Source organism: Fuscovulum sp. (genome assembly GCA_035192965.1).
GTDB lineage: Bacteria > Pseudomonadota > Alphaproteobacteria > Rhodobacterales > Rhodobacteraceae > Paragemmobacter.
Window position 1 is genome coordinate 3,535,527 of sequence record CP136571.1, and the last position, 21,608, is coordinate 3,557,134.

General features: G+C 67.1%; 26 protein-coding genes. 9 read left to right on the forward strand and 17 right to left on the reverse strand.

Features of this window, described 5'->3' with window-relative positions; translation table 11 throughout:
* Positions 1–24 precede the first annotated feature (24 nt).
* The 5 genes from RSE12_17385 to RSE12_17405 form a co-directional block, all read right to left on the reverse strand.
* Positions 25–768: a YafY family protein gene (locus RSE12_17385; GenBank protein ID WRH62123.1), complete on the reverse strand. Its 744-nt coding sequence runs from the start codon at positions 766–768 to the stop codon at positions 25–27.
* A gap of 2 nt (positions 769–770) precedes the next feature.
* The gene (locus RSE12_17390) at positions 771–1,166 is read right to left on the reverse strand and encodes a RidA family protein (GenBank protein ID WRH62124.1); all 396 of its coding nucleotides are present in this window, start codon (positions 1,164–1,166) and stop codon (positions 771–773) included.
* Positions 1,167–1,244: 78 nt separating this feature from the next.
* Positions 1,245–2,222 (reverse strand): agmatinase, encoded by a 978-nt coding sequence (gene speB / locus RSE12_17395; protein WRH62125.1) that lies wholly within the window; start codon positions 2,220–2,222, stop codon positions 1,245–1,247.
* A gap of 135 nt (positions 2,223–2,357) precedes the next feature.
* Entirely contained in the window at positions 2,358–4,316 is a 1,959-nt protein-coding gene (locus tag RSE12_17400; GenBank protein WRH62126.1) for an AsmA family protein, read from the reverse strand.
* Positions 4,317–4,397: 81 nt separating this feature from the next.
* On the reverse strand, positions 4,398–5,426 hold the full coding sequence (locus RSE12_17405) for a hydroxyacid dehydrogenase (GenBank protein ID WRH62127.1): 1,029 nt from the start codon (positions 5,424–5,426) through the stop codon (positions 4,398–4,400).
* Between the two features lie 445 nt (positions 5,427–5,871).
* Between RSE12_17405 and rimO the strand changes: the two genes are divergently transcribed.
* From rimO to RSE12_17420, 3 genes are read left to right on the forward strand one after another with little or no spacing between them, the layout of a single operon-like run.
* Positions 5,872–7,254, forward strand: coding sequence for a 30S ribosomal protein S12 methylthiotransferase RimO (rimO, locus tag RSE12_17410; protein ID WRH62128.1), 1,383 nt, complete (start codon positions 5,872–5,874; stop codon positions 7,252–7,254).
* Between the two features lie 57 nt (positions 7,255–7,311).
* Positions 7,312–7,554, forward strand: a complete 243-nt coding sequence (locus RSE12_17415) for a CDGSH iron-sulfur domain-containing protein (protein WRH62129.1) — start codon at positions 7,312–7,314, stop codon at positions 7,552–7,554.
* Positions 7,555–7,607: 53 nt separating this feature from the next.
* Entirely contained in the window at positions 7,608–7,973 is a 366-nt protein-coding gene (locus RSE12_17420; protein WRH62130.1) for a DUF393 domain-containing protein, read from the forward strand.
* Between the two features lie 121 nt (positions 7,974–8,094).
* Here RSE12_17420 and RSE12_17425 read toward each other — a convergent pair whose 3' ends face one another.
* The 4 genes from RSE12_17425 to RSE12_17440 form a co-directional block, all read right to left on the reverse strand.
* Entirely contained in the window at positions 8,095–8,457 is a 363-nt protein-coding gene (locus tag RSE12_17425) for a diacylglycerol kinase (protein ID WRH62131.1), read from the reverse strand.
* Between the two features lie 33 nt (positions 8,458–8,490).
* A complete protein-coding gene (locus tag RSE12_17430) occupies positions 8,491–8,853 on the reverse strand; it encodes a YigZ family protein (protein ID WRH62132.1) in 363 nt (120 codons plus the stop codon).
* An 81-nt stretch (positions 8,854–8,934) separates the two neighbouring features.
* Positions 8,935–9,189 (reverse strand): DUF6455 family protein, encoded by a 255-nt coding sequence (locus tag RSE12_17435; protein ID WRH62133.1) that lies wholly within the window; start codon positions 9,187–9,189, stop codon positions 8,935–8,937.
* A 103-nt stretch (positions 9,190–9,292) separates the two neighbouring features.
* Positions 9,293–10,021, reverse strand: a complete 729-nt coding sequence (locus RSE12_17440) for a M48 family metallopeptidase (GenBank protein WRH62134.1) — start codon at positions 10,019–10,021, stop codon at positions 9,293–9,295.
* A gap of 213 nt (positions 10,022–10,234) precedes the next feature.
* Here RSE12_17440 and RSE12_17445 point away from each other — a divergent pair, with 213 nt between their 5' ends.
* Positions 10,235–10,486: a hypothetical protein gene (locus tag RSE12_17445; protein ID WRH62135.1), complete on the forward strand. Its 252-nt coding sequence runs from the start codon at positions 10,235–10,237 to the stop codon at positions 10,484–10,486.
* On the opposite strand, the gene RSE12_17450 is transcribed toward RSE12_17445, so the two are convergent.
* Entirely contained in the window at positions 10,483–10,737 is a 255-nt protein-coding gene (locus tag RSE12_17450) for a DUF167 family protein (protein WRH62136.1), read from the reverse strand. The genes RSE12_17445 and RSE12_17450 overlap by 4 nt on opposite strands.
* A 74-nt stretch (positions 10,738–10,811) precedes the next feature.
* Here RSE12_17450 and RSE12_17455 point away from each other — a divergent pair, with 74 nt between their 5' ends.
* The 3 genes from RSE12_17455 to RSE12_17465 all read left to right on the forward strand — a co-directional run bounded on the left by RSE12_17455 (position 10,812) and on the right by RSE12_17465 (position 13,401).
* A complete protein-coding gene (locus RSE12_17455; protein ID WRH62137.1) occupies positions 10,812–11,939 on the forward strand; it encodes a class II histone deacetylase in 1,128 nt (375 codons plus the stop codon).
* Positions 11,940–12,117: 178 nt separating this feature from the next.
* Positions 12,118–12,687, forward strand: coding sequence for a nitroreductase (locus RSE12_17460; protein ID WRH64850.1), 570 nt, complete (start codon positions 12,118–12,120; stop codon positions 12,685–12,687).
* A 24-nt stretch (positions 12,688–12,711) separates the two neighbouring features.
* On the forward strand, positions 12,712–13,401 hold the full coding sequence (locus RSE12_17465; protein ID WRH64851.1) for an EI24 domain-containing protein: 690 nt from the start codon (positions 12,712–12,714) through the stop codon (positions 13,399–13,401).
* A gap of 298 nt (positions 13,402–13,699) precedes the next feature.
* On the opposite strand, the gene RSE12_17470 is transcribed toward RSE12_17465, so the two are convergent.
* The 5 genes from RSE12_17470 to aspS form a co-directional block, all read right to left on the reverse strand.
* Entirely contained in the window at positions 13,700–13,969 is a 270-nt protein-coding gene (locus tag RSE12_17470; protein WRH62138.1) for a DUF1467 family protein, read from the reverse strand.
* 4 nt (positions 13,970–13,973) lie between these two features.
* Positions 13,974–14,378 carry a methylmalonyl-CoA epimerase gene (gene mce, locus RSE12_17475; protein WRH62139.1) on the reverse strand — a complete coding sequence of 135 codons (405 nt, stop codon included), beginning with the start codon at positions 14,376–14,378 and terminating at the stop codon, positions 13,974–13,976.
* A 235-nt stretch (positions 14,379–14,613) separates the two neighbouring features.
* Positions 14,614–15,306, reverse strand: a complete 693-nt coding sequence (locus RSE12_17480) for a GNAT family protein (GenBank protein ID WRH62140.1) — start codon at positions 15,304–15,306, stop codon at positions 14,614–14,616.
* Positions 15,307–15,364: 58 nt separating this feature from the next.
* Positions 15,365–15,850, reverse strand: a complete 486-nt coding sequence (locus RSE12_17485) for a DUF1993 family protein (GenBank protein WRH62141.1) — start codon at positions 15,848–15,850, stop codon at positions 15,365–15,367.
* 143 nt (positions 15,851–15,993) lie between these two features.
* Complete coding sequence (aspS, locus tag RSE12_17490; protein ID WRH62142.1) at positions 15,994–17,775, reverse strand: aspartate--tRNA ligase; 1,782 nt, start codon at positions 17,773–17,775, stop codon at positions 15,994–15,996.
* A gap of 213 nt (positions 17,776–17,988) precedes the next feature.
* On the opposite strand from aspS, the gene RSE12_17495 reads away from it, so the two are divergent.
* Both RSE12_17495 and RSE12_17500 read left to right on the forward strand, forming a co-directional pair.
* A complete protein-coding gene (locus tag RSE12_17495; GenBank protein WRH62143.1) occupies positions 17,989–18,900 on the forward strand; it encodes a ring-cleaving dioxygenase in 912 nt (303 codons plus the stop codon).
* On the forward strand, positions 18,897–19,538 hold the full coding sequence (locus RSE12_17500; GenBank protein WRH62144.1) for a dienelactone hydrolase family protein: 642 nt from the start codon (positions 18,897–18,899) through the stop codon (positions 19,536–19,538). The genes RSE12_17495 and RSE12_17500 overlap by 4 nt, the downstream gene beginning before the upstream one ends.
* A 192-nt stretch (positions 19,539–19,730) precedes the next feature.
* On the opposite strand, the gene RSE12_17505 is transcribed toward RSE12_17500, so the two are convergent.
* Positions 19,731–20,369 (reverse strand): aminotransferase class IV, encoded by a 639-nt coding sequence (locus RSE12_17505; protein ID WRH62145.1) that lies wholly within the window; start codon positions 20,367–20,369, stop codon positions 19,731–19,733.
* The gene (locus tag RSE12_17510; GenBank protein ID WRH62146.1) at positions 20,312–21,451 is read right to left on the reverse strand and encodes an aminodeoxychorismate synthase component I; all 1,140 of its coding nucleotides are present in this window, start codon (positions 21,449–21,451) and stop codon (positions 20,312–20,314) included. The genes RSE12_17505 and RSE12_17510 overlap by 58 nt, the downstream gene beginning before the upstream one ends.
* Between the last annotated feature and the right edge of the window lie 157 nt (positions 21,452–21,608).

Here is a 21,608-nt window from a genome sequence, read left to right on the forward strand (position 1 = left end):
CTGCGGGGGGCAGTCCTGCCCCCCTCACTGCGCCTCGCAGGCCTCCCGCGCCAAAAAGGCGCGCAGGTCCTTCGCCTCATCTGGCGCGAAACGCTCGTCCAGCACCTCAAGCCCCGCGATGCGGTCCAGCCGAAAGGTGCGGAAATCCCCGCGCAACTCGCACCAGCCCGATACCATCCAGCCTTCCTCAAAGGTCCAGACGGCCAGCGGACGCAGCCGCCGATCTGACTGCACTCCCGCCGCATCGACATAGGCCAGCCGCACCATCCGCCGCTGCCGGATCGCCGCCCGCAGCCGCGCGGCATGATCCGCCGCCCCGGTCTTGCGCGAAAGCGAGAAGAAGGGCGCATCCGCCAGCCGCCGCAATTCCGGCTTCGGCAGGCTTGCCTGCACCTTCGCCCGCACTTCGCGCGCCGCCTGCGCCAGAACCGGGTCATCCACCCGCTCGGCAAAGGACAGCGCCACTGCCAGCGCATCCAGTTGTTCATGGGTAAAGGTCAGGCTGGGCAGGGAAAAGCCGGGGCGCAGCACATAGCCCACCCCCGCCTCGCCTTCAATCGGCAGGCCGGAGGCCTGCAAATGCGCGATGTCGCGGTACACTGTGCGCAGGCTGATCTCCAGCGCAACGGCAAGATCTGCCGCGCGGCAATGGCCCCGCGCGCGCATTTCGTTCACCAGCCGAAACAGCCGTTCCGCACGGCGCATCCCGCCCCCCGCCCAATCCTGCCTCACCCGCCCAACCTGCCCCGGCACCGGGAAAGAGCGCAAGCCTAGCCCATCGCCACCGCCTCCAGTTCCACCATCAAGGGCGGCAGTGCCAGCCGCGTCACACCCACCAGAGTCATGGCCGGGGCCACCCCCGCCGCCCCCAGCCTGCGGCCCAGCACATCCATATGCGGCAACAGCGCGTCTACATCGGTGGCAAAGACCGCGATCCGCACAAGGTTCCCCAGACCCATCCCCCCGGCGGCCAGCACCGCCTCCAGATTGTCCAGCGCCAGCCCAAGCTGCGCGCGCATGTCGCCGGGATGCTGCGGCGCGCCTGCGCCATCCACAGCCGTCTGCCCCGCACAGATCAACTGCCGCGCGGCTGCGCTGACAAGAACGCCCTGATCATAGCCAAGCGCCTTTGACCAGGACCACGGATTGACGGAAACCTTTTGCATGGGATGCTCCTTCCTTCGGTTGACGCCCGGAAGAAACCACCCCCCTGCTGACAGCGTTCTGTCAGCAGACCTTGCCCCTCACTCCGCCCCCCGCGCCCCCCGCGCCCAGGCCTTCAGGCACAGCATCTCGACCGCGATGATCGCGGCGGCGGTCGAAGTCATCTCGGCATGGTCAAAGGGGGGCGATACCTCGACCACATCCATCCCCTTGAAATCCAACCCCTTCATCGCCCGCAGGATCGACAGCGCCTGATACGAGGTCAGCCCGCCGGGAACCGGCGTCCCCGTCCCCGGCGCGGTGGAAGGGTCCAGACAATCAATGTCAAAGGTCAGGTAAGACGGCCCGTCCCCCAGCACCCGCCGGATCACCGCCGCCACCTCCTCGGCGGGCATGGCATGAACCTGATCGGCATGCAGAATGGTCATCCCATGCGTCTGCTCGCCGTGGAAACAGGTCCGTATCCCCACCTGCACCACGCGTTTCGGATCAAGGATGCCATCGCGCACCGCGTAATAGAACATCGACCCATGGTCGATGCGCCCGCCTGCATCCTGTTCCACATCGCGATGCGCGTCGAACTGGACCATCCCCATCGGCCCATATTTCGCGGCATAGGCCTTCAGCGTCGGATAGGTGGTGAAATGATCCCCGCCCAGATTCAGCGTCGTCGCCCCCGCCGCCAATATCCCCGCCACATGCGCCTCGATCGCGGCGGGCGTCTCCATCGGCTCGCCCCAGTCGAACCCGCAATCGCCATAGTCGATGCAGGCCAGCGTATCGAACGGATCAAACCGCCACGGCCAGATCGGCCCCCAGGCATGCGGGGCGGATGCCCGCCGTATCGCCTCCGGCCCCAGCCGCGCGCCGGGGCGGTTGCTCACCGATGTGTCAAACGGGATGCCCGTGATCGCCACATCCACCCCGGTCAGGTCTTTGGTATATTTTCGCCGGAAAAAGCTCAGCGCCCCAGACCATGACGCCTCCACCATCGACCCTTTCAACCGCGTCCGCGTAAAGGCCGCATCCGTCAGCGCCTCACCCACATCCTTGCCCATGGCTTTCCCCCCTGCCCACGCATCGCGCAAAGACTGCACTGCGTCGCACGAACGGACAAGCCCGCCTACCGCCCGTCAGGCCTGATCCTTCCCCGAAGGATCACCCGATTTTTCGCATGAAAAATCGCACTCCGTTCAGTTCCCGCCCAACAGCCCTTCCAGCAATCCGCCCACGCCCTCGCCCAACTCTTCCTCCAGCTTGCGCCGGGCGGCATCCTCCAGCGACTCGCCCTCCACCTGCCCCAGTTCCTCGGCGGCCTTGGCTTTCAGATCATCCTCAAGGGCCTTGGCCTCTTCCTTGAAATTCTCCTCCGCCAGCGCCTCCAGATCCAGCGCATAGCTCGGCGCGGCCCAGGACCCGGTGATCCACAGCGGCACCGAAATGCCCCCGGTCCCGTCCGCGCCGCGCAAGGCCGTGGGCCGGATGCGATATTCCAGATCGCGCGCGCCCAGCCCGATCCGCCCCGATCCTTCGGCGCTGATCACCGGCCCCGCCAGAATCAGATCGCTGTTGAACAGATCGCCCTGATCCATGTCGAAACTCGCAGACAGGCTGTCAAAGATCGTCTTCTGCCCCTCACCCACATAGCCCGTGTCCAGCCGCGTGATCATCCCCGCAATGTCCAGCCCCAGAATCTCCCCCGACCCAAGGTTCAGCACGCCTGACCCGGACAGGCTGTTCATGATCGCCGCCACCGAATTGCCCGACCCAAGGAAATCGACCGACAGATCCCCCGTCCCCACCAGCCGCTCGAACCCCGTCAGGTCCGTCAGCATCGGTTGCAGGCTGATATCGCGGAAGGCCATATCCCCGCCCACCGACAGGCCCTGCCGCCCGTTCACCACGAACTGCCCGCCCACCGTGCCGCCATAGGCACCCACCTCATCCAGCCGGATCACCGCGCGCGCATTGTCCAGCGTGACCGAGGCCGCCACCGGCCCCAGGTTCACCGCCCCAAGGTCCAGCGACGCCGCCCGCAGGCCAAGCTCGGCATCCAGCGCCGACAGCCCGCTCACATCAATGGGCCGGTCCGACCAGCCCGCGGTGGCCACATCGCCGCCACCTTCGCCCGCGCTGCTGCCACCGGCCACATTCTCGGCCACAGCCAGATCGCCCACCACCAGCCGCGCCACCAGCTTGGGCCGCGCCTCGCCCTGCGTCAGGTCCAGATCGCCGGTGATCGCCGTGCCGTCCAGCGCGATGGTCCCGCCGCGCAGATGCGCCGATCCCTCCGGCGTCAGCGTCACATCCCCCGCCACCGTCACGCTGTCCCGCCCGAACCCCTGCGGCAGTGCCGGTGCGTCCATGCCAACCAGCGCCGACAGCGCGCGCAGATCGGCAAGATCCGCCTCCAGCCGCCCTTCGGCCATCACCGGCTGAAACCCGGCCCGCCCTTCAAACCCGATCCGCGCCGCCCCGGCCTCCAGCGCCAGCGTGACGGGCGACACGCCCCCCTCATAGGCCGTGCGGAACGCCGCCAAAGTCATGTCCAGCGCCACCGCCTCCCCCGCCGAAGTGCCGGTCATCGTCACCTCAAGCGGGCCATCATAATCGGCCAGCCGCGCCTCCAGATCGACGCCGGTCAACTGCACCCGCCGCCCCGTCGCATGATCGACATAGCCGATGCTGCCATCGCGAATGACCCCAAGGTCCAGCGAAAAGGGCGTATCCGCCGTCGCCATATCCGCCGTCGCCGTGCCCCCTTGCGCGCCGCCAAACACCCAGTTGCCCGCGCCCTCTTCGCCGCTTTCGATCAATATCTCTGGCCGCGTCAATTCCAGCCCGGTGATCCGCACCTCGCCCCCGAACAGCGCATTGGAATCGATCCGGATCGCCAGCGCATCGGCCACCAGCATCGGCCCTTCTTCGGACCAGTCGGCGTTCGATATCTCGATCCGCCCCATCTCCACGCCCAACACGGGCCAGAGCGTGGGCGTGACGCCGCCTTCAATCGTCAATTGCCGCCCGGTGACCTTTTCAAACTGCGCCACCGCCAGCGCCGCCACCCGATCCGACGGGATCAGAACCAGCGCCGCCGCACCAATGACCACCAGCACCGCCAGCACCCCAAGAACCCGGAAAACCCAGCGCATTCCACCCCCCAAACCCAGCATCAACCGCAGGTTACGCCTGCCCCTGCCCGCGCCGCAAGCGCCGCCCGACGCATCGGCGGATCAGTTCACCACCACGGGTTTGGACCGGAACCGCGCCACGGTTTCCCGCTCGGCCCGCTTGCAGACCATGGGCGGCAAACCCCGGTCCAGCAGGGCCAGATCTTCCAACACCATCTCACCCATCCGCTTGAACGCGATGTCTAACGCCCCCGCCCGATGCGCCGAAAGCAGGAAACAGGGAATCGCCCGCACCGGATGATCCACGGCCAAAGGCTCATCGGGGAACACGTCGGACGCGGCAAGGATATGGCCCCCCTGCACCGCACCCATCAGCGCCGGAAAATCCACCACATCCGCACGCGACAGCAGCAGAAAGATCGCCCCCCGCCGCATGGTGGCAAAAGCCTCCGCCCCCAGAAAGGCCCGGTTCTCCGACGTGACGGCTGCCGTGCAGAACACCACATCCGACCCGGCCAGCACCGCCTCCAGCGTCGCAGGCTCCGCCCCCGCCTCGCGGATGCGCGACACGGGCAGCCAGGGATCGAACACCCGCAAGCGCGGCGCAAACCCCGTAAGCACCCGCGCGCAGGCCCGGCCCAGATCCCCGAACCCGATGATCCCCACCTCTGCCCCGGTCAGCAGCCGCGCATTGCCATTGCCGTCACCCCCCCACAACTCCTGCCCCGCCCGGAAATCCGCATCCGCCCCGTGGATGTTGCGCAAGAGCGAAAGCGCAAACCCCAGCCCGATTTCGGCCACCGGCTGGGCAAAGACCGCCCCTGTGGTCACCACATGAATGCCGCGACGGAACACCTCATCATAGGGCATGTTGTTGAGAAGATTGGATTCCACATTGAAAATGCAGCGCAGCGACGATAGCCGCGCCAGCAGCGCCCCATCCATCGGCGGCTGCCCGATGATATAGCGCGCCTCTGCCAGCACATCCTCCGCCAGCGCGGGCAAGGCTTCATCCGTCGTCTCGACAATCCGGTACCGCGCCCGCAATTCCGCCAACCCGTCCGGCCTGAAGATCAACGGCAAACTGCGCGGCAAGGGGCAGGACAGGATCAGCGGGCGGGTATCGGTCATGGCAGGTCTCCTCTGGCCCCAAATCTGGCCCCAAATCTCGCCCCGGACGCTATGCCGCCCCCACCCGCAGGGCAAGCGGCGAGCGGTGATCCAATTGCGCGGCTGCGCCGCATTTCTTTTGCCTCGCCTCCGCGCCTGCGCGCTCCGGCTCAGAGGCGGGGGCGCTTCGCCCCTTTCCGCCATTGATGTTCGAACCGATGGCGCACCGCTGGCTGTCTCGCCGAGGGTATTTGGGCCAAGATGAAACCCAGCACTCCTTCATCTTGGGAAAAATACCCTCAGGGGGTGAATTGGACCGCGCAGCAGGCCAAGAGGGGGATGAAAGCCCCCTGCGTCCGAGCCGGACGCGCGCAGGCGCGGGAGGCGAGACAAAAGCAATGCGGCGCAGCCGCGCGATTGGATCACCGCCCTTCCCGCCGCGCCGCGTTTGGGGTATGGCGCGCACATGACCCAGAACCCGCCCAACCTGCGCCCCGACCTTGCCCGTGCCAGCGTTCCTGACGAACGCCGTGCGGGCCAGCCCACCATCGGCATGGTCTCGCTCGGCTGCCCCAAGGCGCTGGTGGACAGCGAACGCATCCTCACCCGCCTGCGGGCCGAAGGATATGCCATCAGCCCCGATTACACCGGTGCCGATGCCGTCATCGTCAACACCTGCGGGTTTCTGGACTCTGCCCGCGCCGAAAGCCTCGATGCCATCGGCGAGGCGCTCAAGGAAAACGGCCGCGTCATCGTCACCGGCTGCCTTGGCGCGGAACCCGATTACATCACCGGCGCGCATCCCAAGGTTCTCGCCGTCACCGGACCACATCAATACGAACAGGTGCTGGACGCCGTCCACCTTGCCGTACCGCCGCAGCCCGACCCCTTCATCGACCTGCTGCCCGCCACCGGCGTCAGCCTGACCCCGCGCCACTACAGCTATCTGAAAATCTCCGAAGGCTGTAACCACAAGTGCAAGTTCTGCATCATCCCCGACATGCGCGGCAAGCTCGTCAGCCGGCCGGCCAATGCCGTTCTGCGTGAGGCGGAAAAGCTGGTCGAGGCGGGGGTCAGGGAACTCCTCGTCATCAGCCAGGACACCTCGGCCTATGGCGTGGACCGCAAGCATGACGACAGCCCGTGGAAAGACCGCACCGTTCGCGCCCATATCACCGATCTGGCGCGTGAAATGGGCCAGCTTGGCGCCTGGGTGCGCCTGCATTACGTCTACCCCTACCCCCATGTGCGCGACCTGATCCCGCTCATGGCCGAAGGGTTGATCCTGCCTTATCTCGACATCCCGTTTCAGCACGCCCACCCCGACGTCCTGCGCCGCATGGCCCGTCCCGCCGCCGCCGCCCGCACGCTGGACGAAATCGCCGCCTGGCGCGCCACCTGCCCCGACATCACACTCCGCTCCACCTTCATCGTGGGCTACCCCGGCGAGACCGAGGCCGAATTCCAGACCCTGCTCGACTGGATGGATGAGGCGCAGCTCGACCGTGTCGGCTGCTTCAAATACGAAAACGTCCCCGGCGCACGCTCCAACGCGCTCCCCGATCACGTGCCAGAAGAGGTGAAGCAGGACCGCTGGGATCGCTTCATGGCAAAAGCGCAGGCAATATCCGAGGCCAAACTGGCCGCCAAGGTTGGAAAAGTGCTGCAGGTCATCGTGGATGAGGTCGATGACGAAGGCGCCACCTGCCGCACGCAGGCCGATGCACCGGAAATCGACGGCAACCTGTTCATCGATGAAGATTTCGCCACCCTCTCCCCCGGCGATATCGTGACGGTTCAGGTCGAAGAGGCGGGCGAATACGATCTCTGGGGTCGCCTGACGGCTTGACCGAACGGCCGCCCGCCGCACATCCTGCGACGCGCAAGCCAATCAGGAGCCAGCCGAATGTCCGACATCCCCAAGATCGCCCAGAAAGCCCCCTACCCGGTCGAGGCCGAGGCGGGAAAAACCTATTTCTGGTGCGCCTGCGGCGAGTCGAAGAACCAGCCCTTCTGCGACGGCAGCCACAAGGGCACCAGCTTTTCCCCGGTCAAGGTCACGGCGGAAGAGGGCAAGAAGCTGTTCTTCTGCGGCTGCAAGGCCAGCGCCAAGGCCCCCTTCTGCGATGGCAGCCATTCACGGCTCTGACACATCGTCACGGCCCCCTTGGCCCCGCCCGCCCCGCACCTAGCTTGCAGGGCATGAGCGACGAAACCCGCATCCTCTACAACGACACCTGCCCGGTCTGCCGGTTCGAGATTGATCATTACCGCGCCGCCGCCGCCCGCGACGGTGCCCCCCTCCGCTTTGACCGGCTGGAGGATGCATCCCGCTACGGCCTGACCCCGGATCAGGCCGCCCGCCGCCTGCATGTGCTGAAAGAAGGCGAACTGCTCTCCGGCCTCGCGGCCTTCCGCGCCATCTGGGCGGGCCTGCCGCGCTGGCGCTGGCTCGCTCGGCTTACAGGGTTGCCCCTCATCAACCCGGCGCTGACCCTGCTCTACGACCGGATCGCCGCGCCTATTCTCTACCGCGCCCATCTGCGGCGTCAGGCAAAGCGGCCCTGATCCTTCATCTTGGCCACAAATACCCAAATCCGCCTGTGCCACAGCGCGCGGCGGCCCCGAACGGCGTGCCCCGGAAAATGCGTCATTTTCCGCTGCGTGCTCTGCGTCCGAGAACGCCCCCTCACCCGATCAGGATCACCACCCAGGCCAGCCCGCCCGCCAGTGCCGTCACCGCCACCATGGCCGATCCGGCATCCTTGGCCCGCTTTGCCCGTGGATCGATCTCCTCAGAGATGTAATCGACCACCTCCTCGATGGCCGTATTCGCCAGTTCGGCGGCCAGCAGCAGCAAGCCCAGCGCCAGGATCAGCGCCCGTTCCCCCGGCGTCAAGTCCAGCGTCAGCGCCAGCGTGGCCGAGATCAGGTTGACCAGCGTCCATTGCCGCAGCGATTTCTCCCGCGCCCAGGCCGAGACCCAGCCCTGCCAGGACCAGATCGTCGTATTGCCGATCCGGCGTATCTCTGCCTTCAGCCAGCCGATCATCGCGCCCTCTCCCTGCCTGCCGCAAGGTCAGCCTTATCCTGCCCGCTCCAGCGCGTCGAGATAGGCCCGCACACAGGTCACCACATGCGCAAACCTGTCACCACCCAGATGCACCCCGCCATACCAGCGCGTCACCACGATCACATGATCGACCAGCCCCGCGCGCTCCAGCATCCGCAGGATCACTGCTCCTGCCCCCGCCTCGCCATCATCGCCCTTCTGCGGCCCGCCCTCGCTCAGGATGCAGGCCCAGGAATTATGGGTGGCCTTGGCATATTTCTTGTCGCGCTTCAGATCGGCCAGCAAGGCCTCCACCCCGGCACGGCCCACAACCGGCCCGCCCGAAACGGCATAGCGCGACCCGCGGTCGCGCAGGATTTCCCCAAGCTTTTCCATCCGCGCGACCCTGTCACGCAGACCTCCGCGCCTCAAGCCCCCCCAGGACTGGTCCCGACGACTGGCCCGGATAACGTCGGATCAGCGCGGAACCAGCGCCTCGATCCCGTCCTTGTTCGCGCAGAAATCCGGCAGCGTTTCCGCCGTCACATGGCTGGCCAGCCAGCCGGTGCAATCCGCGTCCTGCCCGCAGGCCTGACAGCGATCCACCAGCGCCGCAAGTTCCCCACGATGCAACCAGCCCTCGACCACTGCGCCGGTCAGGCTGACGCCCAGCACCCGGCCCATCCCGCGCGTCAGTCCCCAAGCCTTGGGTGCCTCTGCATATCCGATCATCCCGTCGCCTCCTTGCAGGGCCGCAAACCCGGCCCCGTGACGACAACCCTGCCCGCGCGCAGCCCGCCCTGCCTTGACGCAGATCAAACCGAAGCGGCGGCGCTCAATACCCGCCCAGCCGCGCCACCACCGCCCGCACCTGCGCCTTGCGCTGGGAATTGGGCGGGTGACTGCCCAGGAACTGATCCCCCGGATCGGGCAGCCGGTCAAAGAACCCCGCCCCCAGCACGGGGTCATATCCCGCGTAAAAGGCGATCTCCGTGCCCAGCGCATCGGCCTCCAGCTCGAAATCGCGCGAATAGCGCCGCGCGCCGACAGAAGCGCCCATCTGTTGCGCCGCCTGCACCGCCTCGGACCCGGCCCCGGTCGCCTGCGCCAGTATCCCCGCCACCATCGCCCCCGCCATCGCAGTCTGCTGCTGCTGCGGGATATGGCCCAGAATGTGATGGCTCGCCTCATGGCCCAGCACAAAGGCGATCTCATCGGCGTTGCGCGCATCCGCAATCAGCGCCAGCGTAAAGCCAAGGATCGGCCGCCCCGTTTCATCCAGCGTCTGGAACGCGTTCGGCCCCATTCCGGGCCGATCATCGATCACGATGCGGAAATCGCAATTCACCCCCCGCGTGCGGGCGCGGCAAATCTCTTCGGTCATCGGCTCCACCTGCCGGACCACGCGGATGAAATTCTCCGCCGCCTGCCGGGGCGGCAATGGTGCCGCGGCCACCTGCGCCACCTCGCCCACTGGCACGGGCGCGGGATAGCCCGCCTCGTAAGTCGGCACACAGGCCGCCAGCCCGCCTACCGCCATCATCGCCAGAACCATTGCCCGCATAGCCTGCCCGTTCCATCCGTCCGCGCCACCCCAGCAAGGGGTCCGCAAATCTCGTTGCAAAACTCGTTCCCGGCAATCTAGCAAAGCGCGCGGCACGAACCAGCCCCCACCGCCCCGCCTCACGCGCAATTCAGCGCCCATCCGCCCGCCGCCCCGCCCATGCGGGGTTTTCCCGATTGCACGCCCCCACATCACCGCGCTAGCCTGCCTGCCATGTTCACCATCGAGCACGATTTCGACGCCACCGTGATCACCCTCATCGACGAGGGGCATGAAGGCCTGCAAGAAGACATCACCATCCTCGCCTTCGAGGATTGCGTGACGCTGGAACAGCTTGACCCGCTGACCGAAGAACCCGTCCGCATCACCCTGTCGCTCACGCAACTGCGCGACCTCGCCGCCGCATTGGACCTGCCCGAAGGCAGCTACCGGATCGAAGCCAAACCCGCCACAAAGGCCCCCTAATCCAGCCGGAACCGCTTGTCCCGCGACGCCGCCCCCCGCACCAGCACCAGCCGCCCCTTCGCCACGCCCAGCGCATGGGCCAGCGCCTCCGCCACCGCCGCCGTGGCGCGGCCCTCCTCGGGCGGCTCATGCACTGCGATCCGCCACACCTCCCCCTCCAGCGCGCACGCCGCCACCCGCGCCCGTGGCACGGCCTTGACCACAAACTCCGCCCCCGGCACCGCCAGATCGGCCCGCTCACCCTTCTTCATCGCATCTCCCCTCTGGCCTTCCACCCTGCCCCGCGCCTAACCTGCCCGCAACCGCCCCCAGACCCGAGGCCAGAATGATCACCGCCTTCTACACCGACGAACGGCTCTTCTGGCATCACGGCGGCAACTACGCCCTCACCCTGCCCGTGGGCGGCCCCATCGGCGCGCTGGTGCAACCCGGCGGCGGCCTGCCCGAATCGCCCGAAACCAAACGCCGCCTGAAAAACCTGATCGAGGTGACGGGCCTGATCCACCACCTCTCCCCCCGCAGCGCCGACCCCGCAACGCGCGACGACCTCCTCCGCGTCCACCCCGCCACCTATCTCGACCAGTTCAAGGCGCTGTCCGATGCCGATGGCGGCGAACTTGGCCCCCGCGCCCCCTTCGGGCGGGGCGGCTATGAACTCGCTGCCCTCTCGGCAGGCCTCGCCAAACGCGGGTTGATCGACATCCTCACCGGACAGGCCCGCAACGGCTATGCCCTCTCGCGCCCGCCGGGCCACCATTGCCTGCCCGATCGCCCCAATGGCTTCTGCCTGCTGGCCAATATCGCCATCGCCATCCGCGCCGCTCAGGCAGAAACTCCCGCGAAACGCTTCGCCGTGATCGACTGGGACGTCCACCACGGCAACGGGACCGAGGCGATCTTCTTGAACGACCCCGATATCCTGACCATCTCGCTCCATCAGGACCGCAACTATCCCACCGACACCGGCCATGCCGATATCCGCGGCGAAGGCGCCGCCCATGGCACCAACCTCAACATCCCCCTGCCCCCCGGCACCGGGCATAAGGGCTATATCGAGGCGTTCGAACGCCTCGTCCTCCCCGCCCTGCACGCCCACAAACCCGACGCCATCCTCATCGCCTGCGGCTTTGACGCCGCAGCGCTTGATCCGCTGGGCCGGATGCTCGCCACCGCCGACACCTTCCGCCAGATGACCCGCCTCACGATGCAAGCCGCCAACAGCCTCTGCGACGGCCGCCTCCTCGCCGTGCATGAAGGCGGCTATTCCGAGGTCTACGTCCCCTTCTGCGGCCATGCCGTGATCGAGGAACTGGCCCAAAGCCCCGGGTCTGGTACGGCCACCGCCCCCGACCCCCTCGCCGCCACGCTCACCGCCCGCCAACCCGACCCCCGCTTTGACGCCTTCCTCACCGCATGGATCGACGATCTGGAAACCCTGTATTCACGCCCCTGACCGCCAACTCGCCCCTTGCCCATTCACCTTGGCTCAAATACCCAAAAACCCGAGCCAAGCGCGACCGCGCGCAGGCGAGACAAAAGCAATGCGGGCGAACGCCCGCTCCGCCAACAACCCCACCTCACCGCCCCGCGCCACGCCGGGGCAGCAAGGCCCCCAGATGCCCGTAAACCAGATGCCCGCCAACACCGCCGCCTTTGAATTTCTGGCCGCCCGCCAATCCTACCCCTCCAAGGTGATGACCGGCCCCGCCCCCGACCGCGCGGCACTGGAACCGATCCTGCACGCAGCGCTGCGCGTGCCCGATCATGGCAAGCTGGAACCGTGGCGGCTGGTGGTGGGCTATCGCCCCGCCCTTACCCTCTGGGCCGATCTGGCCGAGGCGCGGGCGCGCGAACTTGGCGGCGATCCCGAAAAGATCGAAAAAGGCCGCGGCCAGTTCGACCGCTCCCACCTCGCCGTGGTGGTGATCGCCGCGCCCAAAGCTTCGGACAAGATCCCCGAAATCGAACAGACCCTGTCGGCAGGCGCGCTCTGCCTTGGCCTCGTCAACGCGGCCACGGCGGCAGGTTGGGGCGCGAACTGGCTTTCAGGCTGGGTCAGCCATGACCGCCCCTTCATCACCCGCGCCTTCGGCTGCGCGGATGCGGAATGGGTGGCGGGCATCATCCATATCGGCACGCCCGGCAGCCCCATGCCCGACCGCCCCCGCCCCGACCCCGCCCGCACCATCACCTGGGCCTGAACCACAAGGGACATCCCCATGGGCATGATCTTCGCCAGCTTCTCCCGCGCCTTGGGCCAATGGACCGATCCGCGCTTCCGCCGCGTGGTCCTTCTGGGCGTCGGCCTGACGCTGGCGCTGCTCGTCGGGCTCTATGCGCTGATGATCGGCGCGATCCAGTGGCTGGTGCCCGAAACCACCGATCTGCCGCTCCTCGGCCCGGTGGGCGGGCTCGACACGCTGCTCTCGGTCGGCTCGATCGTCCTGATGCTGCTGGCCTCGGTCTTTCTGATGGTCCCTGTCGCCTCGGCCTTCACGGGCATCTTTCTGGAGGATGTGGTCGACGCGGTGGAAGACCGCCACTACCCCACCCTGCCCGATGCCCGCCCGCAGACCTTGGCCGAGGGCCTGATCGGCGCGGTCAACTTCTTCGGCATCGCGCTGGGGGCCAACCTGATCGCGCTCTTCCTCTGGCCCTTCGCAGGGCCCTTGGTCCCCGTGCTGTTCTGGGGGCTGAACGGCTATCTTCTGGGGCGGGAATACTTCACCCTCGTCGCCCAGCGCCGGGTGGGCCGGTTCGAGGCGCGTGCGCTCTGGCGCGCCAACAAGGCGCGGCTCTGGGGCGCAGGCGTGCTGATGGCGGCCCCGCTGTCGATTCCAGTCCTGAACCTTTTCATCCCGGTCTTCGGCGTGGCCACCTTCGCCCACCTGTTCCACCGCGTGAACCGCCGCTGATCCGGCAGAGCGGCTTGCGCCGCACGCCTCTTGTGTCGCCTCCCGCGCGTGCCGCGCGTCCGGCTCCCCTGTCAGGGGACGTTCCGTCCCCTCTGTCCACGCGGTGCCCGCGCGGCCATTCACCCCTTGAGGGTATTTGACGCCAAGCTGAAGGCACAACCGCCCCTGATTTCATCTTGGAAAGAATACCCTGGGGGTCCGGGGGGAACCCCCGGCACCGAGCCGAAGCGCGCAAGCGCGCAGGCGAGACAAAAGGCTTGCGGCGCAGCCGCGCCATCAGATCACCGCAGGCGGCGGGTCACTCCGTCATCACCCCGCGCCAGTCGATATCGCGGACCGAGATCATCCCCGACAGGATGATCCCCGCCAGCACGACCCAGACCAACGCGGCAATCCACGTGGTCATCCGCGCCTTCTTGCCCACGATATCACGCGCAGGCGCGCCCTTGGGCGTGCCGGGCACCACCTCGCCCGCATCCCCCTGACTGACAAAGCGGATGGGCAGCACGATGAAGAACACCATGAACCAGGTCACAGCATAAAGCACGATGGCCGATGTGATGCTCATGCCCTTACACCTGTTCCAGTTCGACCAGACAGCCGTTGAAATCCTTGGGATGCAGGAACAGCACGGGCTTGCCATGCGCGCCGATCTTCGGCTCGCCCGACCCCAGCACCCGCGCGCCTGACGCCTTCAGCCGATCCCGCGCTGCCAGAATATCCTCCACCTCATAGCAGATGTGGTGAATCCCCCCCGCCGGGTTCTTTTCCAGAAATCCCGCGATGGGGGAGTTCTCGCCCAGCGGATACAGCAGTTCGATCTTGGTATTCGGCAATTCGATGAAGATCACCGTCACCCCATGATCCGGCTCATCCTGCGGTGCGCCGACCGTTGCGCCCAGGGTGCCGCGATACTGCTCTGCCGCTGCCGCCAGATCCGGCACAGCAATGGCCACATGGTTCAAACGTCCGATCATCGCCCACCCCTTCGCTGGCTCCTGCCCTGCGTTATGGGTGCGCCCCGCCCCCCGCGCAAGGGGCGCAGCCGTCGCAGGCCCCGCCTTTACCGCATCTTAACCCGGTGGCCCAAGACTTGCAGCCAACCCGCAGGAGACCAGAATGCAAACCCAGCCGCCCCCACCCCCGCCACAGGCCTTGCGCGATCCCGTCAACGCCCGCCTTGCCACGCTCTATCCGGGCTGAAGCGCCCCATTAAAGCGCGGGATCCGATGCCGCCCGCACCAACCCGGTCAGGTCTGACAGCCGCTCCCGCTGCCGCCCTGCCGCGTCGAAATTCGCAGGCGACAGCCAGGCCGCATAGGCCTCGCGCAGCGCGGGCCATTCGCTGTCGATCATGGCAAACCACGCCGTATCGCGGTTCGCCCCCTTGATCACCATATGCTGGCGGAACACGCCCTCGAAGGAAAAGCCCAACCGCTGCGCCGCCCGCCGCGACGGCAGGTTCAGCGCGTTGCATTTCCATTCATAGCGCCGATAGCCATGCGAAAAGGCCCAATCCATCATCAGAAACATCGCTTCCGTCGCCGCCCGCCCGCGCTGCAGGCCGGGGGACAGGCAGATATTGCCCACCTCGATCACCCCATGCTCTGGCGTGATCCGCAGATATGAGGCCACCCCCGACGGATGCGCCGCCCCCGCCGCCGTGATCGCCCAGAACACCGGATCCGTTCCCGCTGTCGCCTCCTTGGCCCAGCGGTGATAGGCGGCGGAGGAATGGAACGGCCCATAGGGCATGTAATCCCACAGCGCATCATGCCCGGCAAAGGCGGAAAACAGGGCCGCTGCATGGGCATCGGCATCCAGCCGCTCCAGCCGCGCATAGCGCCCCTCAAGGGGCGCCACGCCGGGCCGCTCTGCCGCCTGCCATCCGCTCAAACCCGCCATTCCCGCCTCCGCCACATTCCGCCCGCAGCTTGCCCCGCCCTTTCGGCAAACCGCAAGATCAGAACGCAAATCCCGGCGGATAGACATGGAACCCGTCAAAATCCGCCTTGCCCAAGGCCACCCCCGCCCCCCGCAACGCGGCATAGCCCATGGTCAGGTGGAACAGGAAATTCGGCATCCCATACAGATGCAGGAACGTCGCCCCGTCCTGCTCCAGCCACGCCTCGCCCGCCTTATGCCGGATCACCCGCGCCTCTGCCCCCTCAAACGCGGCAGGCCCCATCGCCCCCAGCATCGCCCGCGCCACCGCCAGCCTGGGCCCCAGCGCCTTGGGCAAATCCGGCACCTCGCGCCCGGCCAGAGGACAGGCCACCCGCAGCGCAAAGCCCGCCGCCGTGGCGAACTGCTGCCCGGCGGGAAAGGCATCGGCAATCCGCGCGCCCATCGCCTCTGGCCCGGCCCGCTCTGCCATGACGGAAATCCGCTCCAGATAATGGCGGAACACGGGAACCGATGCGGTGTAAAGCGGCGGATGGGACGTCATGGATCACCTCGGGACAAGGCGACAGACTGGCAGGGAAAACCCGCCTTGGCGAGGGGCAGTCCAAAACCACCTTCCCCATCATCAGCGGGGCCACGCGCCAAAACAAAAGGGGCGCTCCCGCGCCCCCCCCTGATCGTTCGGCCTTACTGATCCTTCGGCACCACGCGCAGGCGCAATTCGCGCAACTGCTCGTTCATCGGCTCGCTCGGCGCGCCCATCAGCAGGTCTTCGGCGCGCTGGTTCATCGGGAACATGATGACCTCGCGGATGTTGCTCTCATCGGCCAGCAGCATCACCGCCCGGTCAATCCCCATCGCGCAACCACCATGCGGCGGCGCGCCGTATTTGAACGCTTTCACCATGCCGCCAAACCGCTTATCGACCTCGGAATTCGGATACCCGGCCAGTTCAAACGCCTTGTACATGATCTCGGGCTTGTGGTTGCGGATGCCGCCCGAAATCAGCTCATAGCCGTTGCAGGCCAGATCATACTGATAGGCATAAACCGCCAGTGGATCGCCCATCAGCGCGTCCATCCCGCCCTGCGGCATGGAAAACGGGTTGTGGGAAAAGTCGATCTTGCCGTCATCGGTCTTTTCATACATCGGGAAGTCGACGATCCAGGCAAAGCGGAACGTGTCCGTCTCGGCCAGCCCCAATTCCCGCCCGATCTCGTTGCGCGCGCGGCCCGCAAAGCTTTCAAACTGCTCCGGCTTGCCGCCCAGGAAGAACGCCGCATCGCCCAGCCCAAGGCCAAGCTGCTGCCGGATGGCCTCGGTCCGTTCCGGCCCGATATTCTTGGCCAGCGGCCCCGCTGCCTCGATCCCCGACCCGTCTTCCGCCTCGCGCCAGAAGATATACCCCATCCCCGGCAGCCCTTCCTTCTGGGCATAGGCGTTCATCCGGTCACAGAACTTGCGGCTTCCCCCGGTCGGCGCTGGAATGGCGCGCACTTCGGTGCCCTCATTCTCCAACAACTTCGCAAAGACCGCGAAACCCGACCCCCGGAAATGCTCGGTCACGATCTGCATCTTGATCGGGTTGCGCAGGTCGGGCTTGTCCGACCCGTACCACAACAGCGAATCCCGATAGGCAATGCGCGGCCAGTCGCTCGCCGTCTTGCAGTCAGGGCGGAACGTCTCGAACAGCCCCTGAATCACGGGCTGCACGGCGGCGAACACATCTTCCTGCTCGACGAAACTCATCTCCACATCCAACTGGTAAAAGTCGGTGGGGGACCGGTCCGCGCGCGGGTCTTCATCGCGGAAACAGGGCGCAATCTGGAAGTAACGGTCAAACCCCGCCACCATGATCAATTGCTTGAACTGCTGCGGCGCCTGCGGCAGGGCATAGAACTTGCCCGGATGTAGGCGCGACGGCACCAGAAAATCCCGCGCGCCTTCGGGCGACGATGCGGTGATGATCGGGGTCTGAAACTCGTTGAACCCCTGATCCCACATCGCATTGCGCAGATGGCGCACCACATTCGACCGCAGCATCATGTTGCGATGCAGCTTTTCCCGCCGCAGGTCGAGGAAGCGATAGGTCAGCCGGGTTTCTTCCGGATAATCCACCTCGCCGAAGACCGGCATCGGCAATTCTTCCGCCGCGCCCAGCACAGTCAGGCCCGTGACATAGACCTCAACCTCGCCGGTCGGGATCTTGGCGTTCACCAGCGCCGCATCGCGCGCCTTCACCCGGCCATCAATCCGCACCACCCATTCGGCGCGCACCTTTTCCACCGCCGCAAAAGCCGGGCTGTCACTGTCGGCCAGCACCTGCGTGATGCCGTAATGATCGCGCAGGTCGATGAACAACACCCCGCCATGGTCGCGCACGCGATGCACCCAGCCCGCAAGGCGGACCTCCTGCCCCACATGGGCGGTGTTGAGTTCGGCGCAGGTATGGCTGCGATAGGCGTGCATCATGCTCCCCTTTGCGAGGCTGGATCGGACATCGCGCCGATACACCCGTTGGCGCGCGCGAAGTCAAGGCCGCGCAACGCCAAAACGCCCCCGGCGCGGGGACCGCGGCTCGTGCATTGCTGCACAAGTCCCGCGCGCCCTTGCCCGCTTTCCGCAAACGCGCACCCGCCCCATATTCGACCCAACCGAAACATATCGCCGAAAGGGCATATCATGACCTCGATCCCCGGCATCCACCACGTCACCGCCATTTCCGGCCCGCCGCAAGAGAATGTGGATTTCTACGCAGGCCGCCTGAATCAGCGTCTGGTGAAAAAGACCGTCAACTTCGACGATCCCGGCACCTATCACCTCTATTACGGCGACCCCGCCGGCAGCCCCGGCACGATCCTCACCTTCTTCCCCTTTGCCGATGCCGGCCCCGGCCGCGCCGGCCCGGGCATGGCCTCAGCCTTTGCCTATGCCATCCCGAAGGCAGAGTTCGACACCATGATCGACGAACTGTCCGAGGGTGACCGCCACATCCCCGCCGGGACCGAACGCTTTGGCCAGCGCGTCATCACGCTGCGCGATCCTGATGGCGCGCCGGTGGAACTGATTGAAACCGACGGCGCGGTGGATCGGCACGGCTTCCATTCCGTCACGCTCTGGGAACGCGACCCCGAACCCACCGCCCGCCTGCTGACCGAGGCGTTCGGCTACCGCGTCGCGGGCTCCGAGCGCGGCGCGGGCGGCGAACGCCTGCGCCTGATCGCCGACGGGGCCGAACGCGGCCGCATCATCGACATCTGGCGCGCCGATGTGCCCACCGTCGCCCGTCCCGGGCGCGGCACGATCCACCACATCGCCTTCCGCGCCAAGACGCAGGAAGATCAGCACCACTGGCAAGAGGCGCTCCTGTCCTTCGGTCACCGCACCACCCCGGTGATCGACCGGCAGTATTTCAACGCGATCTACTTCCGCGAACCGGGCGGCGTGCTGTTCGAAATCGCCACCGATCCGCCGGGCTTTGCGGTCGATGAACCGCTGGAAACCATGGGCTCGCGGCTGATGCTGCCGGCCCAGCATGAACGCCTGCGCGACCGGATCGAGGCCGTCCTTCCGCCGATCAAGGTGCCCGCATGATGCGCCACGGCCCACAAGCCGGGGCCACCGCCGGGATCGTGCTCTTGCACGGTCGCGGCGGCTCGGCCGCCGACATCCTGTCGCTGATGGATCACGCGGCCCTGCCCCAGATCGCCGCCATCGCGCCCGAGGCCCCGGGAAACAGCTGGTGGCCCACCAGCTTCCTCGCCCCCTCGGCGCAGATGGAACCCTATGTCACCCGCGCCTTGGCGCAGGTGGATCAGGCCATCGCCACGCTGCAATCCGAAGGCATACCGCGCAGCCATATCTGGCTGTCGGGCTTCAGCCAGGGCGCCTGTCTGGCGGCCGAGGCCTTTGCCCGCAACGGCAGCGGCCTTGCCGGCCTTCTGGCCTTTTCCGGCGGCCTAATCGGCACCGCCGATGCGCCCGGAACCCCGTCCGAAGCGCTCTATGGGCACACACCCAAACGCTTTGATTACGCGGGCAAGCGGGAAGGCCGCGTCTGGCTCTCGGTCCACGAACGCGACCCGCATATCCCGCTGGCACGCCTGCGCGAAACGGCCAACAGCTTCATCGCGCTCGGGGCCATGGTGGAAACCCGCATCCACCCCGGTGCGGGCCACGGGCTGATGCAGGACGACCTCGCCGCCCTGCGCCAGTTTCTGAACCGTTCCTGATACAAACGACCGTCGGAGGGGGGCCGTCTGCCCCCCACGGCGCGTGCCGCGCCTCCCCCCGAGGATATTTCCGCAAAGGAGAGGCAGCACAGCGTCCCCCAATTCTCCTTTGGTCAAATATCCGCAGGGGGTGAATGGCCGCCTGCGGCCAGAGGGGGCGCGCGCGCCCCCTGTTCTTGAGCAAAACAGCCGTCAACCGCCCGCCCAGACCGCCGGGATCAACCCCCGCAGCGCATTGCCCACCCAGAGCCGCACCTGCGGCAAGTCACGCGCCAGCAGCACCTCCTCCGGCACCGCCAGTTCCGCCCGCAACACCCCCGGCAACACCCCGCAGCTCAAGGGTGGCGTCCGCATCCCCGCACCGCGATCAAAGAACACCGTGGTGATCGAGCCATCGCAAACCTCGCCGCGCTCATTGCACAGCACCACCTCATCCAGCCCCGCAGGCAGCGCCGCCCGCGCTGCATCATAGGCCCCCCGCCGCGTCGATTTCACCCGCAGCCACGGATCGTCTGATGCCAGCCGCTCTGCCGCCAGCCCGATCCGCCACTCTGCCTTGGCAGGCGGCAAAGGGGCCACCGTCACGTCGCAATCGCCCGCAGACCCCAGTGTCAGCCGCACCCGCGCGGGCGCATCCCCCACCGCCGCCATCAGCGCCGCCCGCACCGCCCCCGCGTCGCAGGCAAAACCCAAGGCCCCCGCCCCCGCCGCCAACCGCGCCAGATGCAGCAGCAGCCGGGGAAAGCCCGCGCCATCCCACAAAGCTGTCTCAATCAGCCGGGCGTCGCCAGCCCTTCCGCGTAACGCGCCTTCCACAGCGCCTCCTCCCATTCGCCCTGGGCCGTGGAATCATGCACCACGCCGCCGCCCACATTCAGCGCGACACGGCCCTGCGGAAACAGCGACAGCGTGCGGATCGCCACATTCCACACCGCATCGCCATCGGGTGCCATCCACCCCATCGCCCCGCAATAGACACCCCGCGCCCGCCCCTCGACCTCGCGGATGATCTCCATCGCCCGGATCTTCGGCGCCCCGGTGATCGACCCGCAGGGAAACAGCGCCGCCATCAACCCCGCCAGATCAGCCCCCGCCACCAGCCGCCCGGTCACAGTCGAACTCATCTGATGCACCGTCGCAAAAGGCTCCACCGCATACAACTCGGGTACCTTCACCGACCCGACCTCAGAGATCCGCGCGATGTCGTTGCGCAGCAGATCAACGATCATCAGATTCTCGGCCCGCGCCTTTTCCGACACCGCCAATTCCGCCGCCAAGGCCGCATCGCGCACCGGATCAGGGTCGCGCGGCGCGGTCCCCTTCATAGGCCGGGCGGAAATCACCCCGCCCTCGATCCGGAAAAACAACTCGGGCGAGCGTGACATCACCACCGGCCCGACACCCAGATCGCAGAACACACCATATCCCACGCTCTGCCGCGCCCGCAGCGCGCCGAACAGGCCCAGCGCCGTGCCCGCCTCCAGCCGCGCCGACAGCGGAAAGGTCAGGTTGATCTGATAGCAATCCCCCGCCGCGATATAGGCCGCCACCTTGGCAAAAGCCGCGCCGTAACCCGCCCGCGTGATCCCCCGCCGCAGCCGCGACAGCCGCGCCGCACTGGCCCCCTCGGCCGCCTGCGCCAGCACTGCCCCCGCATCCTGCGGTGCGTCGAACACCCCCAGCGCCACCAGCGGCCCGGGCCGCCGCGCGGGCATCAGCCGCGCCAGCTTTGGCTCCAGCGCATAGCCCGCCTCATAGGCGACATAGCCCGCCACCCAGGCCCCCGCCGCCCGCGCCGCATCCGCGCGCGCCAGCGCGGCCCGCACCTCATCCGCCCGCCGCGCAAGAATGACCTCGCGCGGCGCGGCAAACAGCGCCGCCCCGCCACCGGGACCATGTTCGAAAAGGATCACGCGCCGCGCCCCGTACTATGTCGTGCTGACAGTTGCGGCAGGAGATAACACCCCCCCCGCCCCCCGACCAGCCCGCCTGCGACACCCCGCCGCCCCGAACCGCCCTCGCCGACGGCACTGCCGCCCAAATTTCTTCGAAGAAATTTGCAAATTCGTT

Coding starts and splice junctions, on each gene's coding strand:
- aspS (WRH62142.1), bottom strand. CDS start 17,775: ATGCACGCCTATCGCAGCCATACCTGCGCCGAACTCAACACCGCCCAT.
- mce (WRH62139.1), bottom strand. CDS start 14,378: ATGATCGGACGTTTGAACCATGTGGCCATTGCTGTGCCGGATCTGGCG.
- RSE12_17495 (WRH62143.1), top strand. CDS start 17,989: ATGACCTCGATCCCCGGCATCCACCACGTCACCGCCATTTCCGGCCCG.
- RSE12_17485 (WRH62141.1), bottom strand. CDS start 15,850: ATGACGTCCCATCCGCCGCTTTACACCGCATCGGTTCCCGTGTTCCGC.
- RSE12_17415 (WRH62129.1), top strand. CDS start 7,312: ATGTCCGACATCCCCAAGATCGCCCAGAAAGCCCCCTACCCGGTCGAG.
- RSE12_17440 (WRH62134.1), bottom strand. CDS start 10,021: ATGCGGGCAATGGTTCTGGCGATGATGGCGGTAGGCGGGCTGGCGGCC.
- speB (WRH62125.1), bottom strand. CDS start 2,222: ATGGGCAAGGATGTGGGTGAGGCGCTGACGGATGCGGCCTTTACGCGG.
- RSE12_17425 (WRH62131.1), bottom strand. CDS start 8,457: ATGATCGGCTGGCTGAAGGCAGAGATACGCCGGATCGGCAATACGACG.
- RSE12_17430 (WRH62132.1), bottom strand. CDS start 8,853: ATGGAAAAGCTTGGGGAAATCCTGCGCGACCGCGGGTCGCGCTATGCC.
- RSE12_17500 (WRH62144.1), top strand. CDS start 18,897: ATGATGCGCCACGGCCCACAAGCCGGGGCCACCGCCGGGATCGTGCTC.
- RSE12_17445 (WRH62135.1), top strand. CDS start 10,235: ATGTTCACCATCGAGCACGATTTCGACGCCACCGTGATCACCCTCATC.
- RSE12_17420 (WRH62130.1), top strand. CDS start 7,608: ATGAGCGACGAAACCCGCATCCTCTACAACGACACCTGCCCGGTCTGC.
- RSE12_17505 (WRH62145.1), bottom strand. CDS start 20,369: ATGGGAGGAGGCGCTGTGGAAGGCGCGTTACGCGGAAGGGCTGGCGAC.
- RSE12_17480 (WRH62140.1), bottom strand. CDS start 15,306: ATGGCGGGTTTGAGCGGATGGCAGGCGGCAGAGCGGCCCGGCGTGGCG.
- RSE12_17400 (WRH62126.1), bottom strand. CDS start 4,316: ATGCGCTGGGTTTTCCGGGTTCTTGGGGTGCTGGCGGTGCTGGTGGTC.
- RSE12_17450 (WRH62136.1), bottom strand. CDS start 10,737: ATGAAGAAGGGTGAGCGGGCCGATCTGGCGGTGCCGGGGGCGGAGTTT.
- rimO (WRH62128.1), top strand. CDS start 5,872: ATGACCCAGAACCCGCCCAACCTGCGCCCCGACCTTGCCCGTGCCAGC.
- RSE12_17455 (WRH62137.1), top strand. CDS start 10,812: ATGATCACCGCCTTCTACACCGACGAACGGCTCTTCTGGCATCACGGC.
- RSE12_17460 (WRH64850.1), top strand. CDS start 12,118: ATGCCCGCCAACACCGCCGCCTTTGAATTTCTGGCCGCCCGCCAATCC.
- RSE12_17470 (WRH62138.1), bottom strand. CDS start 13,969: ATGAGCATCACATCGGCCATCGTGCTTTATGCTGTGACCTGGTTCATG.
- RSE12_17435 (WRH62133.1), bottom strand. CDS start 9,189: ATGATCGGATATGCAGAGGCACCCAAGGCTTGGGGACTGACGCGCGGG.
- RSE12_17390 (WRH62124.1), bottom strand. CDS start 1,166: ATGCAAAAGGTTTCCGTCAATCCGTGGTCCTGGTCAAAGGCGCTTGGC.
- RSE12_17465 (WRH64851.1), top strand. CDS start 12,712: ATGATCTTCGCCAGCTTCTCCCGCGCCTTGGGCCAATGGACCGATCCG.
- RSE12_17405 (WRH62127.1), bottom strand. CDS start 5,426: ATGACCGATACCCGCCCGCTGATCCTGTCCTGCCCCTTGCCGCGCAGT.